This is a genomic window from Ruegeria sp. L12, from assembly GCF_056531745.1.
Window position 1 is genome coordinate 21,079 of the sequence record NZ_JBQFMH010000010.1, and the last position, 14,919, is coordinate 35,997.

Sequence of the window (14,919 nt, forward strand, 5' to 3'; positions counted from 1 at the left end):
GAACAAGAATGGATTGGAAGAGTGAAATATCCGCAGCGCGGGATCGCATCGCAGGATACGCGCAAGTTACACCGGTGATGGAAAGCCATATGCTGGGCTATCCGGTCGAGATGAAGCTGGAGCATATGCAACACACCGGCAGTTTCAAGGCGCGCGGGGCGTTCAACACGTTGCTAAGTATGGATGTACCCGATGCGGGCGTTGTGGCTGCATCCGGCGGCAACCATGGGGCCGCTGCCGCCTATGCGGCGCAAACTCTGGGCTATCCGGCCAAGATATTTGTGCCCGAACTGGCGGGCCCGTCGAAAATTGCCCTGATTGAACAGACGGGTGCGGATCTGAGCGTTGTGTCCGGCGAATACGCAAACGCATTGATGGGTGCGCAGGCGCATGAGGCGGAAACCGGGGCGATGCAGATCCACGCCTATGACGCGCCCGCAACCGTGGCCGGGCAGGGCACCTGTTTTGCCGAATGGGAGGCACAAGGCCTTCAGGCCGATACCGTTCTGATTGCCGTGGGCGGGGGCGGCCTGATCGCGGGCGCGCTGGCCTGGTTACAGGGCGCGCGTAAGATCGTGGCGGTCGAGCCGGAAACCTCCTGCGCGTTGAACGCAGCCTTGCAGGCGGGCGCACCGGTGGACGTCACCGTCTCGGGCATTGCAGCCAACGCGCTGGGCGCGCGGCGGATCGGATCGATCTGTTTTGAACTGGCGCAGGGGACGACATCAGTGCTTGTCACCGACGAGGCCATTGCCAGCGCCCAGAAAGCGCTGTGGCAATCGCACCGGATTCTGGTGGAGCCGGCAGGTGCAACCGCACTGGCGGCGCTGATGTCGGGGGCATACTCGCCGGAACCGAATGAGCGTGTGGCGGTGCTGATTTGCGGCGGAAACATCTCTCCGGCACCATTGAGCGGCTGACACGGACATAATCGGGCGCATATGGTGCGTTCCACGTCGCATTGCGCCGCGTGGTTCACTTGCGTATAGGCCAGACATACGTGAACAGATTCTGCAAGGAGCCCACCTATGTCCAACGCGCAGCTCGAAGCCGCCATCGAAGCCGCCTGGGAGGCGCGCGACACCATCACTCCCGCCACCACCGGCGAGACGCGCGAAGCAATCGAAGATACGCTGAACGCACTGGACAGCGGGTCGCTGCGCGTGGCCGAGAAGCTGGAGAGCGGTGACTGGCATGTGAACCAGTGGGCCAAGAAAGCGGTTCTGCTGGGCTTCCGTATCAAGGATATGGAGATCCACAACGGCGGCCCGCAGGCCGGTGGCTGGTGGGACAAGGTCGACAGCAAGTTCGCCGGTTGGGGCGAAAATCAGTGGCGTTCGGCCGGGTTCCGCGCCGTGCCGAACTGTGTGGTCCGCAAATCTGCCTATATTGCGCCGGGTGTTGTGCTGATGCCGTCCTTCGTGAACCTTGGCGCATATGTCGATGAAGGCACCATGGTCGACACCTGGGCCACTGTGGGATCCTGTGCACAGATCGGCAAGAACGTACATCTGTCGGGCGGCGTCGGCATCGGCGGCGTGCTCGAGCCGATGCAGGCCGGTCCGACCATCATCGAAGACAACTGCTTTGTCGGCGCCCGTTCCGAGGTGGTCGAGGGCTGCATCGTCCGTGAAGGCTCGGTTCTGGGCATGGGCGTGTTCATCGGCAAGTCCACCAAGATCGTAGACCGGGAAACCGGAGAGGTCATGTATGGCGAGGTCCCGCCCTATTCGGTGGTGGTCGCCGGTTCGATGCCGTCGAAGAACAATGTCAGCCTGTACTGCGCAGTCATCGTGAAACGGGTCGATGAGAAAACCCGTTCGAAGACCGGCATCAACGAGCTGTTGCGCGACTGATAGTCATGGTCTTGTGAAATACAAACGGATCGCGATGAGCATTGTCGCGGTCTGTTTCGTTTTGGTATTCCTCTTGAGCCCAATCTCAATCGTGATTGACGTCTAAAAGTAGCTTTTTCTGTCAATCAGGCACGATCAAATTGACAACGATATTCTTGTTTGGCCTCTCGCTAGCGAAGCTCTGCTTCGATCGATCCGTCGATCGGGATCAAAGCGCCTTGCTCCTGAGCGTTCAGAAACTCAATTATCCGGGGATCGTATCCTCGCCAGGGATGCGTGTCGATGGCATCAATCACAATAGGCAAGCCAGGGGTTAGTCTATTCACAAAGTCCCCCCAAGTCTCACTCGCCTCATAGTAGGGCGTGAACTTGGGCTCCACAACAAACAGGTCGGGCCTTAAATAGCGCATGTGTCGATCCCCGAAGGCGACTACAGTGCCCGAAGCAATGTCGCTGTACCTTTCCAATCGAGCTTTGGTCTGTGCAAAGTAGCCTGGATCGTTGGCCTGCCACAAAGCCTCGCGAGCAACCCATCCGCTAGAGAAAAGCCCAAGAAGGCACAATGAGAGAAACACGGGGTTCAAGATGCCTGGTCTCTTTTGCAGCAAGAAATTCAATACGAAAATATATAGCAACAAAACGCCGGGATTGAGCAGCCGATAACTAAACGGATCAAAATGGGTGCGCCAGCGTAGAAAAACTATCGCAGCCAAATACCCCAGACCGACCAACAAGAACCCGCTGGCCAAACCAGATCTGAAACCGGTTCCGGGTTCTTCTGGAAGCTTCAGATAAACAATAGTGACCCAAAGGAACAAGACACACTGAAGTCCAACGCCGATCCAGAATAAGCGGCCGTAATAGTTTGTAGTCATTGGAAGCAGCAGCTCATCGCGTAACGACGTTATAAGCGCCCAAGCCAGCTCAGCGTTACTTTCGGGTGCAGGAATTCTGTCTGGGCCAGTAGCGAAACCGGTTTCGGAAATGTTGAATTGCAGATGTAAGATGCAAATGCTCAGTGCGACAAGGGCTGCAAGTAAAAGAAGAAAGGAAGACTTTAGAGAATAACGTATGTTAATAGCGGCTGCCGCGAGGAGGACACATACTGCGAATATCCCGACATATCTTATTTCGAACAGCATTATTGAGAGGCAAATCGGAATGGCGAAATGGCGCAGAATACTTGGGTTTGTATCTTCGATCGCGCGGGTCATCGAAACTGAAAGCAATAACAAACCCAGAATAAATGGTCCTTCGCTCCAACTGAATGAGAAGATCGTTAGTGTGCTCGCATTAATCAATAGGAGAGAAATGGGCGCGCCGCGCTCGTTAAAAAACCAGAAAATTAAAGCCGCGCTGGAAAAAAACAAATTAGCGAGACGAGTTTCGAGGCCATGAACGCATCAACAGACAGTGATTTTACAAGCGCAGATACCGCCAAAGGATACCCTGGTGGCCAGGTTGCAATAAAAGATCGAGCCCCACTTTCCTGCGTCGGGTCTGGTAGCCAAACCCAGTTTCCTTGTGAAATCTCGTAAGCAATCCGCAGGTAATTGGTACTGTCTGCTGACAATCGACCATCCGCATCGAGCAGAACGCGGGCGGTTACGACAACAACGCATAGTACCAGAACCGAAATTGCTCCAAATGTCCGCCAGTTTTCTCTCAGCAATTGTTAATCCTCGTACTCGCAAACTGAATTCAAGAGTTAGTCAATTTGCACAATCGGAGTCCAAGTGGTTTTTCATAAGATAAACTACTCGAAATTTTTGCTTTTCGTAAATGTAAGCAAAGCAAAAATGATAGCGTGCTCAGCCATCTTTGCTGTGGGAGTTATGCGTTGTCAATACATGCCCCAGAAGACCAATTCGCGCTTATTAAGTCCTGGATTCAAGCGGCGAGTTGTGGTTTCGAGTGACTGTGTCTACTCGAATGGGATATCAACTTGACCAAAGAAATGTGGACCGATAAGGCCATTTCCATGGAAAAGCAGAAAAAACCCTCACGCCAGCAGGTCTATACACTATTGGTTCAGATCGGTCGCAAAGATGGCGACGGGCTGCCCGAAGGCGCGACCGGGGCGGCATTGATGTGCTTTGCCAGCGGAGTGGATGAGGCCGAGGCGGTACGCGAGACGGTGGCGATCCTGAAACAGGCCGACACTGCGCCGCTGGATGTCACCGGCTATGGCACCCTGGCCGAGCGTGAGGCGCAGGGGCATGATATCGAGCCGGATGAGCGGGCATTGATGCAGCGGGCGCTGGACGAAAACGCTGTTATCGTGGCGCAGATGACGCCGTTCTTCGGAGATGAAGAAACCGCCTAGTTCCGCGACCCGAACCACTTGCGGTAGATTTCATCATAGGTGCCATCTTCCCGCAGTGACAGCAGCGCCTGATTGACGTCTTCGACCAGGGGCGAACCGGTCGGGAAGGCGATCCCGTAGTTTTCGCGCAGGAAGATGCCGCCGGTCATTGTGGCAATGCGGCGCCCTTCGTGCGAGGCATAGTAGGACAGGATCGGGGCATCGAAGACGACCGCATTCAACTCTTCGTTCTCAAAGGCGGTCAGCATCTCCTGCAGGCCGGGATAGCCGGTGAACTCGATATCGCGCCGGTTCAGGAAACTTGCCGCGGTTGAATCGGTGATGGTGCCAACCTCTTTGCCATAAAGATCATTCACCGAATTCACACTGCCGGTGATAGCATCCACCGTCATGACCGATGTGATGCGCGCCGTGAAGACCGACACGATAAACAGCGACGAGACCACCAGAACGACACCCAGCAGACGGCCAAAAGGAGTGCGCGGCATCCGTTCTTCGAAGCCGCCATTGACCACGAGGTTGAGCGCCCACCAGAACGAGGGGAACCAGGCCTCGTTCAGCTTGCGGTCAAAATAGGGTTGTGCGCGGCGCTCGAAGCTCCACATCAGCATGCCGCCACCCAGAAGGATCGCAAAAGCCAGCCCGATGGCAATGAACAGTTCGCGCGACAACAGCGCCTGCAGCAGTGACGGCCTGCGTGCTGCCTCGGACGGCACCATGATCTGCAGACCGGCCTCGAAGATCGGCTGACTGAAATCCATCTGCGTCTCGCGCATCGCGGTGATCGAGATATTCGCAATCGCCAGATCGGCCGAGCCGTCCTGAACCGCGCCCAGCATTTCGCTGAACCCCTCAACCCGGTTGGTTGAATATTCCCATCCTAGCGACTCGGCCAGTGCCGCCAGCAGATCCATCGAGAATCCGGTCTGCGCGCCATCCTCGACAAACGAGAACGGGGCACGGGTCACCGTGGTAACCGTAAGGGTCTGGGCCTGGCTCTGCTGCGCGAAGACGGCGAAAGTCAGGCAGATCAATGCGAATAGTGCGCGTTTCATGGTCAATTCACCTGTTTCGCGGCCCTCTACCGTAATATGTTGCAGCGCGGCAAGATCGCCGCAGGGTCAAGGCCCATGTTTTATTAGAGTGTCATGGTCAATTTCCGGCCAGAGTGTTCGGGGATTTTACCGCTTCGGGGTTGGCATTCCGGTCAATTCGTTGAATCTGTGCAGGAACACCGGCGCCTACAGAGATGAAAGACCTATCATGACCGATCCCGTTCAGCTGACCGCAGATCTGATCCGTTGCCCATCGGTCACACCTGAGGAAGGCGGCGCGCTGGAATTGCTGGACCGAACCCTGTCAGTGGCGGGCTTCGAGTGTACCCGCGTGGATCGCGGCGGTGTCTGCAACCTGTTCGCGCGGTGGGGGCGTAAAGGGCACGCCAGAAGCTTTGGGTTCAACGGTCACACGGATGTCGTTCCGGTGGGGGACGAAGCGGCATGGACCAGACCTCCGTTCGGGGCCGAAGTGCATGACGGAGTGATGTATGGCCGCGGTACCACCGATATGAAATCGGGGGTGGCGGCCTTTGCAGCAGCAGCCATAGATTTCGTGCGCGATACGCCGCCGGATGGGGCCATCATCCTGACCATCACCGGTGATGAAGAAGGCGACGCGGTGGATGGCACAGCTGCGCTGCTGGATCACATGGACACCGCGGGTGAGCAGATGTCGGTCTGTCTGGTGGGGGAACCCACTTGTCCGAACCGTATGGGCGAAATGATCAAGATTGGTCGGCGTGGTTCGATGACGGCATGGTTCACGGTGACAGGCGTGCAGGGCCACTCCGCCTATCCGCATCAGGCGAAGAATCCTCTGCCCGCGATGGCGCGGCTGATGGATCGGCTGGCCAGTCACGAACTGGACAATGGCACCGACCATTTCGACGCTTCGACACTGGCGGTCGTCACCATCGACACCGGGAATGCCGCGACAAATGTCATTCCTGCGCAATGCAGCGGCACCGTCAACATTCGCTTCAACGACCTGCATTCCGGCGCGGGCCTGAGCGAGTGGCTCAGGGCCGAGGCCGCGCGTGTGGCCGAAGAGTTTGGTGTCGAGGTCGAGACAAGAATCAAAATCTCGGGCGAAAGCTTTCTGACCCCGCCGGGCCCTCTGTCTGATCTGGTGGCACAGGCGGTTGAGGCCGAAACTGGTGTGCAGCCTGAACTGTCGACGACCGGCGGCACCTCGGACGCGCGGTTCATCAAGAACCACTGCCCGGTGGTTGAATTCGGCCTTGTAGGCCGCACCTTGCATCAGGTGGATGAATGCGTCGAGGTGGCGCAGATCGAACAACTCAAGGCGATCTATACCCGCATTCTGACGGATTATTTTGCCTGACCCATGCAGCGCACATTGGTGATCATGGTGAAAGAGCCGCACCCGGGCCGTGTCAAAACGCGGCTGGGCCGCGATATCGGTATGGTCGGCGCGGCCTGGTGGTTCCGGCACCAGACCCGGTCCCTGATCCGGCGCTTGCGTGACCCGCGCTGGCAGATCGTGCTGGCGGTCTCACCGGATCGCGAGGGGTTGAGCAGCCGCATCTGGCCTGCAGACCTGCCGCGCGCGTCGCAGGGGCGCGGCGATCTGGGTGACCGCATGGGCCGGATGTTGCGAGGGATGCCGAAAGGGCCGGTTTGCCTGATCGGGGCGGATATTCCCGGCATCACCCGCAGCCATATCGCGCGGGCGTTTGGCGCGCTTGGGCGGTCGCAGATGGTGTTCGGTCCAGCGCCGGATGGCGGATACTGGCTCGTCGGCGCTCAGCGCTATGGCGCCTTGCCGTTGGATTTGTTCAAAAAAGTCCGCTGGTCGACCGAACATGCACTGGCCGATACGCTGGCCTCGATCCCCGGTTGCCGCGTAGAGCTGCTGGACCATCTGCGCGACGTTGACACAGTGGCCGATCTGACCCCCTGAGCGCTTTTTGGTCATGACGCGGTCGCATACCCATGCTAGGCCGAAGATATGACTCGCATCCCCACCAAGCAGGAGGTCCTGGACTGGATCTCGGCGAACCCCACCCTGACCTCGAAACGCGATATCGCCAAGGCCTTTGGCATCAAGGGTGCGGATCGGATTGATCTGAAGCGTATCCTTAAGGAACTTGAGGCCGAAGGACATCTGGAAAAGCGCAAGCGCAGCTATCGTGACCCGGATCGTTTGCCGCCGGTCAGTGTGCTGCAAGTGAAGGCGCCGAACGCCGATGGCGACCTGTTTGCCCGCCCGCTGGAATGGCATGGCGAAGGGGTCGAGCCCGTTGTGCTGATCATTGCCCGTGCAAGCGATCCGGCGCTGGGCGAGGGCGACCGCATTCTGGCCCGCCTGACTGTGGTGCATGAAGAAGACCACAATTACGAGGCCCGCCTGATCCGCCGCATCGGCACCAACCCGCGCAAGATCGTCGGCATCTTCCGCAAAGGGGCCGAGGGCGGGCGGATCGTGCCCATCGACAAGGCCGGGTCCACCGAATGGCTGGTCGCGGACGGCGCCGTTCTGGGCGCCAAAGACGGTGAGCTGGTCGAGGCCGAACAGGCGGGACCCAAGAACCGCATGGGCCTGCCGCGCGCGCGTATTGTTGAACGGCTGGGCGACCCGACCGCGCCCAAGGCGGTCTCGCTGATTGCAATCCACCAGCACGGCATTCCCGACGACTTCCCCGACAAGGTGATTGACGAGGCTGACAAGGCCAAACCCGTTGGTCTGAAAGGCCGCGAAGACCTGCGGGACATGCCCTTGCTGACCATCGACCCGTCGGATGCGCGCGATCATGATGACGCTTGCTATGCCCATGCGGATGACGATCCCAAGAACCCCGGCGGTCATGTGATCTGGGTCGCCATCGCCGATGTCGCCGCCTATGTGCAGCCCGGAACGGCGCTGGACCGCGAGGCGCGCAAGCGGGGCAATTCCAGCTATTTCCCCGACCGCGTGGTGCCGATGCTGCCGGATCGTTTGTCGGGTGACCTATGCTCGTTGCACGAAGGCGTTCCGCGCGCCTGTATCGCTGTGCGAATGCAGATCGACGCAGAGGGCAACAAGATCGGCCATCGTTTTGTGCGTGGGCTGATGCGCTCTGCCGCGTCGCTGAACTATACCGAGGTGCAGGAGGCCATCAACGGCACGCCCAACGACCGCACCGGGCCATTGTTGGAGACGGTGCTGAAACCGCTTTACGCCGCTTATGCGGCGCTGAAAATTGCGCGCGCGGTGCGGCAGCCGCTGGAACTGGACCTACCCGAACGCAAGATCGTGCTGTCCGACACCGGTGAAGTGACCAGTGTCGCCTTCCGCGACCGGCTGGATGCGCATAAGTTGATTGAGGAGTTCATGATCCTCGCCAATGTCGCCGCTGCCGAGACGCTGATCGCCAAACGCCGCCCGCTGCTGTTCCGCGTGCACGAAGAACCCGCGCCCGAGAAGCTGGAAAGCCTGCGGGAAACGGCGCAGGCGGCAGGGCTGAATCTGGCCAAGGGGCAGGTGCTGCAAACCCGGCACCTGAACGCGCTGCTGAACGCCGCCGCCGGGACCGAGGATGCGGAACTGATCAACCTGACCACCCTGCGGTCGATGGCGCAGGCCTATTACAACCCCGAGAATTTCGGCCATTTCGGTCTGGCGCTGCGCAACTATGCGCATTTCACCTCGCCCATCCGCCGTTATGCCGATCTGATCGTGCATCGCGCGCTGATCTTGGCCCATGGCTGGGGCAAGGACGGGCTGACCGAGGATGAAATCGCGCGGCTGGAGGAAACCGCCACCCATATCTCTGATACCGAGCGCCGATCCATGATGGCCGAACGGGACACCACCGATCGCTATCTGGCTGCGTATCTCAGCGAGCGGGTGGGCAATGAATTCTCGGGCCGGATCAGCGGCATCGCCCGGTTTGGCGCCTTCGTGAAGATGGACGAAACCGGCGCGGATGGGCTGGTGCCCGTGCGGTCCCTGGGGCGGGAATTCTTCCATTTCGACCGCGAGGCGGGAACGCTGATGGGCTCGGACACGGGCCTGATCATTGCCATCGGCCAGCGTGTCACCGTGCGCCTGACCGAGGCGACGCCGGTCACAGGCGGGCTAGAACTTGAGCTGCTGTCCATCGACGATCAGGCGCTTCCACGCGGGCGCGGCCCCGCCAAGCGGGGCTCGCGGCGCAAGGCTGTCAGCACCAAGCGCAAGAAGGACAAGATCAAGCGAAAGATCGAGCGCAAGCGCCGTCAGAGGTGATAGGTCAGCGCCCGCGCAATCAGCCAGCCATGGCGGGTCGGGTCGATCTGCGCGGGGTCGTCAAATAGCACCGCGCGGTTTCCGTCGATCCGGTCCTCACCCCGAAAGGCCGAGGTGAAATCGCTCATTAATCGGCTCTGGCAATGCACGAACAGGGCGAAGGACGCAGATCTATGCCCGCCCAGCCGGATCGTTGAACCTTTGGGTGCCAGATAGGCGGGCTGGCCCCAGCGCAGTTCCTCGCTCAGCGGTTGAGCGCGGGGCAGGGACGCTGCGGTCTCGAAGATGAGCGCGCGCAGGGTCAAAGCACCTGCGCGGGTGTCCTCCGGCAGCGCGTCAAAGGCGGCGGCCACTTTGGGGTCGTCAAACGGCGTCATAGCGGGATCGCCTGCTCCATCCGGTCTACATAGCTGTTCAGCAGCTTATCCTGTTTGATCCGTCGGGTCAGCGGGGTGTCGGCTGGCGTGGCGCGCATTGCCGCCAGCATGGGGCCGACGCTCATATCCGCCGAGGTCGGCGCATCGCTCATCAGATAGGGGGATAGCCACAGATAGGCCGAGATCGCTTCGAGGTCGCGCTCCAGCCTGTCTTGCCGTTCGGCGGATGAAAATCGGGAAACGCCCTGAAAGGACAACCCTTTGAGGACCGACTTGCGGATCGAATTTGAAACGGGCTTGCGGATCAGCGCCGGGATCGTGGTAAAAAACGTGTCCCGCAGGATCGGCCAGACCTGATCGTTGGCCCAGCGGTCCTGCACGATGTGAAAATACAGATGCTCTTCGGCCAGCCGGATCAGCGCGCGGGACTGCGCCTTTTGTACGTCACTGAGGCCAGCGTCGAAATCGATCCCCTGCGCCTCAAGCCAGTCGCGGATCAGGTCGCTGTCGGGCACCAGACGCTCGGGCGTGCGCAGAACCGGCAGCTTCTGATGCGGCATCTTGCGGGGGGCCAGCATGTCGGACCGCGCCCAGCGTTGCCCCGAGCGTTGCAGCATGAGCGCGGTTTTCACACAGAACGGGCTGGCGCTGAATTGGCCAAAGGCGGAAGGGAAGGTGAGTAGGGTCAGCATGGTGATCTCCATCTTGCGTCACGTGATGGGTACGATCCCCTGATGACAGATTTCGTCATCAGGGTTAGGTTAACTCTCACCATGTCCCGTACCGCCCGTCTGTTTCAATTGATGCAAGCTTTGCGATCTGGTCCGTCGCCCAGAACATCGGTTCAGTTGGCGCAGGATCTGGGTGTTTCAGCGCGCACCATCCACCGCGATATCGACGCTCTGCGCGCTTTGGGTGCAGTGATCGACGGTGAGGCCGGATTTGGCTTTACCCTGATAGAAGACGCCACCTTGCCGCCGCTGGGGTTCACAAATGACGAACTTGAGGCGCTGGTTCTGGGCCTGCGCGAGGTGCAACTGATTGGTGACCCGGCGCTGTCCGATGCCGCCAGCGAGGCGCTGCGCAAGCTACAGGGGCGCCTGCCACAGCGTCAGTCGCATCGGCTGAGCCACGCCGTTCTGACCGCCACGCGGTTTGACCGACCGGCCATTCCAACGATTGAGGTGGCCGCCTTGCGTCAGGCCGCGTGGGACGAGCGCGCGGTCGAGTTCGCCTATACGGATGCGAAGGGCGATGACACCCGTCGCCGGGTCAATCCGCTGAGCATCGTTTACATGGATCGCGCCAGTGTTCTGCTGTCTTGGTGTCATCTGCGGCAGGATTTCCGGGTGTTCCGGCTGGACCGGATGCAGGACATGACCGTGACCGAAGAGAGCTTTCGCCCCAACCGGGTGCCATTGCTGCGGGACGCCATCGCCCGCATCCGCGCCGAGCATGAGGCAAAGGATCACGAAACCGGGTCCTGAGCACTTTGTGAAACGCCCGTTCTGCGCTATCATCAGCACCGAGCAGTAATCAGGAAAAACGGAATGCATAAATGCATAGGCGGCGTCATGACCGCCGCATTATGGGCATCCATAGTGCAGGCGGAGATATCAGACAATTCAACACGGCCTTTGGCCCGACCTCAGATCGAAAACGTGCAGCTGGCCTCGGCGGATGTGACGGTTTCGATCCGGCCCGTGGTGCGGCCCGAAGCAAAGGTTCAACTCGTGTCAGCTGAGGGTAACGCGCGGTTTCAGGCATGGCTGGGTGCGTTTCGCGAACGGGCGATGGCACAAGGTATCTCGGGCACGACACTGGATCAGGCATTTGCGGGCCTTAGCTATGACAAGGAGGTCATTCGGCGCGACCGCAATCAGGCCGAGTTTTCCAAGCCGATCTGGGAGTATCTGGACGCCGCCGTCTCGGACACGCGGGTTTCGAACGGGCGCGCGGGGCTGGAGCGGCACCGGGACGCACTGACCCGGATCGAGGCGCAATATGGCGTCGAAAAAGAGGTGGTGACCGCGATTTGGGGGCTGGAAACGTCCTTTGGAACTTTTCGGGGCAGTAATCAGACGATCCGGTCGCTGGCAACGCTGGCCTTTGACGGAAGGCGGGCGACCTTTTTCGAAACGCAACTGATCGCGGCGCTGCAGATCGTGCAGGCCGGAGATGTCCGCCCGGAAAACATGATTGGAAGCTGGGCCGGGGCGATGGGGCATACGCAGTTCATGCCGACCTCGTTTCTAGATTATGCGGTCGATTTCGATGGTGACAGACGCCGTGATGTCTGGTCGGACGACCCAACCGACGCGCTGGCCTCGGCCGCCGCCTATCTGGCGCGGCATGGTTGGAACAAGGGGCAGCCATGGGGCGTCGAGGTCCGGTTGCCGGATGGTTTCGATTACGCGCTGGCGCGGCGGGATCATAAGGCCTTGCCATCGGATTGGGCAGAATTGGGTGTCGTGGCCCGCGATGGCGCTGCGGTACCGGATCACGGCGCGGCATCAATCCTGTTGCCTGCCGGTGGGCGTGGCGTGGCCCTGATGATCTTCGACAATTTCAAGGTGATCGAGGCCTATAACGGCGCCGATGCCTATGTGATCGGCATCGGTCACCTGTCCGACCGGCTGGCGGGTGGCGCGCCGTTTCAGGCGGGGTGGCCGCGCGGCGACCGGGTGCTGAGCTTTGCCGAACGCAAGGAACTGCAAAAGCGCCTGACCAAAGCCGGGTTCGACACGCAGGGCATCGATGGGCGCACCGGCCCCAACACGATCAACGCGGTGCGGGCCTTTCAGATGGCGCAGGGGCTGGTGCCGGATGGCTACCCCTCGCTAAGCTTGCTGGAGCGGATGCGGTGAAGACCCGGGCGGCCAAGGAGGCCGCCCGAACACCTTAGGACGCGACTTTCATCAAGCCTTTTTCGGTGATCTCCACCAGAGCCTCATCAAGCGATTTATGAATGCGCACGAACATCTCGTCGATATCCTCGGGCGTCATGACCAGAGGCGGAGAGATGATCATGCGGTCGCCGACATGGCGCATGATCAGATTGTTGGCAAAGCAGTGGTCACGGCAGATGTAGCCGACCGTGCCGGACTCGGACGCGAATTTGGCGCGGCTCGCCTTGTCGGGGGTCAGCGCGATCGAGCCCATCATGCCCACGATTTTTGCCTCACCCACCAACGGATGATCGGTCAGCGCCTCCCATTTCTCTTTCAGATAGGGGGCGGCCACATCGCGTACATGATCGATGATCTTCTCTTCTTCCAGAATGCGCAGATTCTCGAGCGCCACCGCTGCCGCGACAGGGTGGCCCGAATAGGTATAGCCATGGTTGAACTCGGTGGCGCTGATGACCTTGGCCACTTCATCACACACAATCGACCCGCCAATCGGCGCATAGCCCGAGCTGAGACCCTTGGCGATGGTCATGATATGCGGCTTGATTCCAACGGTTTGCGAGCCGAACCAGTTGCCGGTGCGGCCAAAACCGCAGATCACCTCATCCGCGATCAGCAGGATATCATACTTGTCGCAGATGCGCTGAATCTCGGGCCAGTAGGTGTCGGGCGCCACGATGACGCCGCCTGCACCCTGTACCGGTTCAGCGATGAAGGCGGCAACGCGATCCTCGCCCAGCTCCTGAATCGCTTCTTCCAGTTCACGCGCGCGGACCAGGCCGAATTCATCCGGTGTCATGTCGCCGCCTTCGGACCACCAGTTCGGCTGGTTGATATGATGGATGTTCGGGATCGGAATGCCGCCCTGCGCATGCATTCCGGCCATACCGCCCAGCGAGGCCGAGCCGACGGTTGAGCCGTGATAGGCGTTGTGACGGCTGATGATGATGTTCTTGTCCGGCTGGCCTTTTTCGGCCCAATAGGTGCGGACAAGACGGATGTTGGTGTCATTCGCCTCGGATCCGCCCCCGGCGAAAAACACATGGTTCAGATCCCCCGGCGCAAGCTCGGCCAGTTTCGCGGCCAGAGCGATCGCAGGCACATGGGTGGTCTTGAAGAACGTGTTGTAGAACGGAAGTTCGCGCATCTGACGCGCGGCGACATTGGCCAGTTCATCACGGCCGTAGCCGATATTGACGCACCACAGCCCGGCCATTCCGTCCAGAATGTCGTGCCCTTCGCTGTCGGTCAGATAAACGCCTTTGGCGCGGGTGATCACGCGCACCCCTTCCGTTTCCAGATCGCTGTTGGTCGAAAACGGATGCAGATGGTGTGCCGCATCCAGCGCCTGCAATGCGGCAGTTGGCATGTGATTGGTGATGGTGGACATCCGGGATTCTCCTGCAAGCGGGGTCGCCGTACAGAATATGATCAAATTTTTTGCTGTCAATCGAATCACCGTTTTCTAAACGGATTTCAGGGCATCCCCCATCATCATCATGCCTTGTTCGATGTCCTGCGCGGTCGCAATAGCGGCTTGTTCCGCATTGCGTTCACGCAGCGCAGTGATGATGTCCTTGTGCCTGTCCGGCAGGCTCTGCGTTCCGAAACGTCCGCACACGATGCGCAAGGAAGGCCCGAATCGAAGCCATAGCCGTTCCGCCAGATCGACAAGGATCGGGGCCTCGGCATGACCATAAAGCGCCTGGTGAAATGCGTGATTCAGCCGGAGATACCCGCCGACATCGCCATCTGCGATCATGCGGTCCAACCGTTGGTCTATGCGTTCCAGTTGGTCGATCTCTGCCGTGGGAATCTTGTCGGCCGCACGTCTGGAAAGCTCTGTTTCTATTGAGATTCTGGCGAATATCATCTGCTCGATATCACCCGAGGTCAGCAGCGGGACACTGACGCGCCGATTGCCCTGGAAGATCAATGCCCCGTCCGAGATCAACCGCCTGATCGCCTCGCGTACCGGGGTCATGCCGACGCCCAGCGAATCAGTGAGTCCCTGGATCGTAACCGGCTGTCCGGGTACCATGTCGCCAAACAGGATCTGTGATTTTAGGGTGTGATAGACCTGCTCATGCGCCGGGCGCTTTTCGCTGTCTGATGGAACTGCATTTGCTTTATTTTTGATCAAATCCAAAAGGTTTGCCCCG

General features: G+C 59.7%; 14 protein-coding genes. 8 read left to right on the forward strand and 6 right to left on the reverse strand.

Translation table 11 applies throughout. The features are described 5' to 3' along the window. Nucleotides 1–8 precede the first annotated feature (8 nt). Together ACR0K9_RS15745 and dapD are read left to right on the forward strand one after the other, a co-directional pair. A complete protein-coding gene (locus ACR0K9_RS15745; protein ID WP_480824574.1) occupies nt 9–920 on the forward strand; it encodes a threonine/serine dehydratase in 912 nt (303 codons plus the stop codon). 108 nt (nt 921–1,028) lie between these two features. Then, nucleotides 1,029–1,856: a 2,3,4,5-tetrahydropyridine-2,6-dicarboxylate N-succinyltransferase gene (gene dapD / locus ACR0K9_RS15750; RefSeq protein WP_480824576.1), complete on the forward strand. Its 828-nt coding sequence runs from the start codon at nt 1,029–1,031 to the stop codon at nt 1,854–1,856. A gap of 170 nt (nt 1,857–2,026) precedes the next feature. On the opposite strand, the gene ACR0K9_RS15755 is transcribed toward dapD, so the two are convergent. Next, nucleotides 2,027–3,226 carry a hypothetical protein gene (locus tag ACR0K9_RS15755; RefSeq protein WP_480824578.1) on the reverse strand — a complete coding sequence of 400 codons (1,200 nt, stop codon included), beginning with the start codon at nt 3,224–3,226 and terminating at the stop codon, nt 2,027–2,029. A gap of 611 nt (nt 3,227–3,837) precedes the next feature. Between ACR0K9_RS15755 and ACR0K9_RS15760 the strand changes: the two genes are divergently transcribed. Continuing rightward, entirely contained in the window at nt 3,838–4,182 is a 345-nt protein-coding gene (locus tag ACR0K9_RS15760) for a hypothetical protein (protein WP_170763491.1), read from the forward strand. Here the strand turns inward: ACR0K9_RS15760 and ACR0K9_RS15765 are convergent. Next, nucleotides 4,179–5,237, reverse strand: coding sequence for a transporter substrate-binding domain-containing protein (locus ACR0K9_RS15765; RefSeq protein ID WP_480824580.1), 1,059 nt, complete (start codon nt 5,235–5,237; stop codon nt 4,179–4,181). The genes ACR0K9_RS15760 and ACR0K9_RS15765 overlap by 4 nt on opposite strands. A 208-nt stretch (nt 5,238–5,445) precedes the next feature. On the opposite strand from ACR0K9_RS15765, the gene dapE reads away from it, so the two are divergent. Genes dapE through rnr form a run of 3 tightly spaced genes read left to right on the forward strand, consistent with a single transcriptional unit; the run spans nt 5,446 to nt 9,471 of the window. Beyond that, complete coding sequence (dapE, locus tag ACR0K9_RS15770; RefSeq protein ID WP_480824582.1) at nt 5,446–6,585, forward strand: succinyl-diaminopimelate desuccinylase; 1,140 nt, start codon at nt 5,446–5,448, stop codon at nt 6,583–6,585. 3 nt (nt 6,586–6,588) lie between these two features. Further along, a complete protein-coding gene (locus ACR0K9_RS15775) occupies nt 6,589–7,164 on the forward strand; it encodes a TIGR04282 family arsenosugar biosynthesis glycosyltransferase (RefSeq protein WP_480824584.1) in 576 nt (191 codons plus the stop codon). Between the two features lie 48 nt (nt 7,165–7,212). Continuing rightward, nucleotides 7,213–9,471 carry a ribonuclease R gene (gene rnr, locus ACR0K9_RS15780; protein ID WP_480824586.1) on the forward strand — a complete coding sequence of 753 codons (2,259 nt, stop codon included), beginning with the start codon at nt 7,213–7,215 and terminating at the stop codon, nt 9,469–9,471. On the opposite strand, the gene ACR0K9_RS15785 is transcribed toward rnr, so the two are convergent. Beyond that, nucleotides 9,462–9,848, reverse strand: coding sequence for a DUF1801 domain-containing protein (locus ACR0K9_RS15785; protein ID WP_480824588.1), 387 nt, complete (start codon nt 9,846–9,848; stop codon nt 9,462–9,464). The genes rnr and ACR0K9_RS15785 overlap by 10 nt on opposite strands. Further along, nucleotides 9,845–10,540, reverse strand: a complete 696-nt coding sequence (locus ACR0K9_RS15790; protein WP_480824590.1) for a glutathione S-transferase family protein — start codon at nt 10,538–10,540, stop codon at nt 9,845–9,847. Before ACR0K9_RS15790 ends, ACR0K9_RS15785 begins: the two co-directional genes overlap by 4 nt. Before the next feature lie 81 nt (nt 10,541–10,621). Between ACR0K9_RS15790 and ACR0K9_RS15795 the strand changes: the two genes are divergently transcribed. Beyond that, on the forward strand, nt 10,622–11,335 hold the full coding sequence (locus tag ACR0K9_RS15795) for a helix-turn-helix transcriptional regulator (RefSeq protein ID WP_480824592.1): 714 nt from the start codon (nt 10,622–10,624) through the stop codon (nt 11,333–11,335). A gap of 63 nt (nt 11,336–11,398) precedes the next feature. Beyond that, nucleotides 11,399–12,715, forward strand: coding sequence for a lytic murein transglycosylase (locus ACR0K9_RS15800; RefSeq protein WP_480824593.1), 1,317 nt, complete (start codon nt 11,399–11,401; stop codon nt 12,713–12,715). Between the two features lie 34 nt (nt 12,716–12,749). On the opposite strand, the gene ACR0K9_RS15805 is transcribed toward ACR0K9_RS15800, so the two are convergent. Next, complete coding sequence (locus tag ACR0K9_RS15805; RefSeq protein WP_480824594.1) at nt 12,750–14,147, reverse strand: aspartate aminotransferase family protein; 1,398 nt, start codon at nt 14,145–14,147, stop codon at nt 12,750–12,752. A gap of 75 nt (nt 14,148–14,222) precedes the next feature. Further along, the gene (locus tag ACR0K9_RS15810; protein WP_480824596.1) at nt 14,223–14,906 is read right to left on the reverse strand and encodes a GntR family transcriptional regulator; all 684 of its coding nucleotides are present in this window, start codon (nt 14,904–14,906) and stop codon (nt 14,223–14,225) included. Between the last annotated feature and the right edge of the window lie 13 nt (nt 14,907–14,919).

Bases quoted from the DNA above. Each gene is read 5' to 3' on its own strand.
- ACR0K9_RS15790 (WP_480824590.1), bottom strand. From the start codon at position 10,540: ATGCTGACCCTACTCACCTTCCCTTCCGCCTTTGGCCAATTCAGCGCC.
- ACR0K9_RS15785 (WP_480824588.1), bottom strand. From the start codon at position 9,848: ATGACGCCGTTTGACGACCCCAAAGTGGCCGCCGCCTTTGACGCGCTG.
- ACR0K9_RS15805 (WP_480824594.1), bottom strand. From the start codon at position 14,147: ATGTCCACCATCACCAATCACATGCCAACTGCCGCATTGCAGGCGCTG.
- ACR0K9_RS15795 (WP_480824592.1), top strand. From the start codon at position 10,622: ATGTCCCGTACCGCCCGTCTGTTTCAATTGATGCAAGCTTTGCGATCT.
- ACR0K9_RS15765 (WP_480824580.1), bottom strand. From the start codon at position 5,237: ATGAAACGCGCACTATTCGCATTGATCTGCCTGACTTTCGCCGTCTTC.
- ACR0K9_RS15775 (WP_480824584.1), top strand. From the start codon at position 6,589: ATGCAGCGCACATTGGTGATCATGGTGAAAGAGCCGCACCCGGGCCGT.
- ACR0K9_RS15800 (WP_480824593.1), top strand. From the start codon at position 11,399: ATGCATAAATGCATAGGCGGCGTCATGACCGCCGCATTATGGGCATCC.
- ACR0K9_RS15745 (WP_480824574.1), top strand. From the start codon at position 9: ATGGATTGGAAGAGTGAAATATCCGCAGCGCGGGATCGCATCGCAGGA.
- ACR0K9_RS15760 (WP_170763491.1), top strand. From the start codon at position 3,838: ATGGAAAAGCAGAAAAAACCCTCACGCCAGCAGGTCTATACACTATTG.
- dapE (WP_480824582.1), top strand. From the start codon at position 5,446: ATGACCGATCCCGTTCAGCTGACCGCAGATCTGATCCGTTGCCCATCG.
- rnr (WP_480824586.1), top strand. From the start codon at position 7,213: ATGACTCGCATCCCCACCAAGCAGGAGGTCCTGGACTGGATCTCGGCG.
- dapD (WP_480824576.1), top strand. From the start codon at position 1,029: ATGTCCAACGCGCAGCTCGAAGCCGCCATCGAAGCCGCCTGGGAGGCG.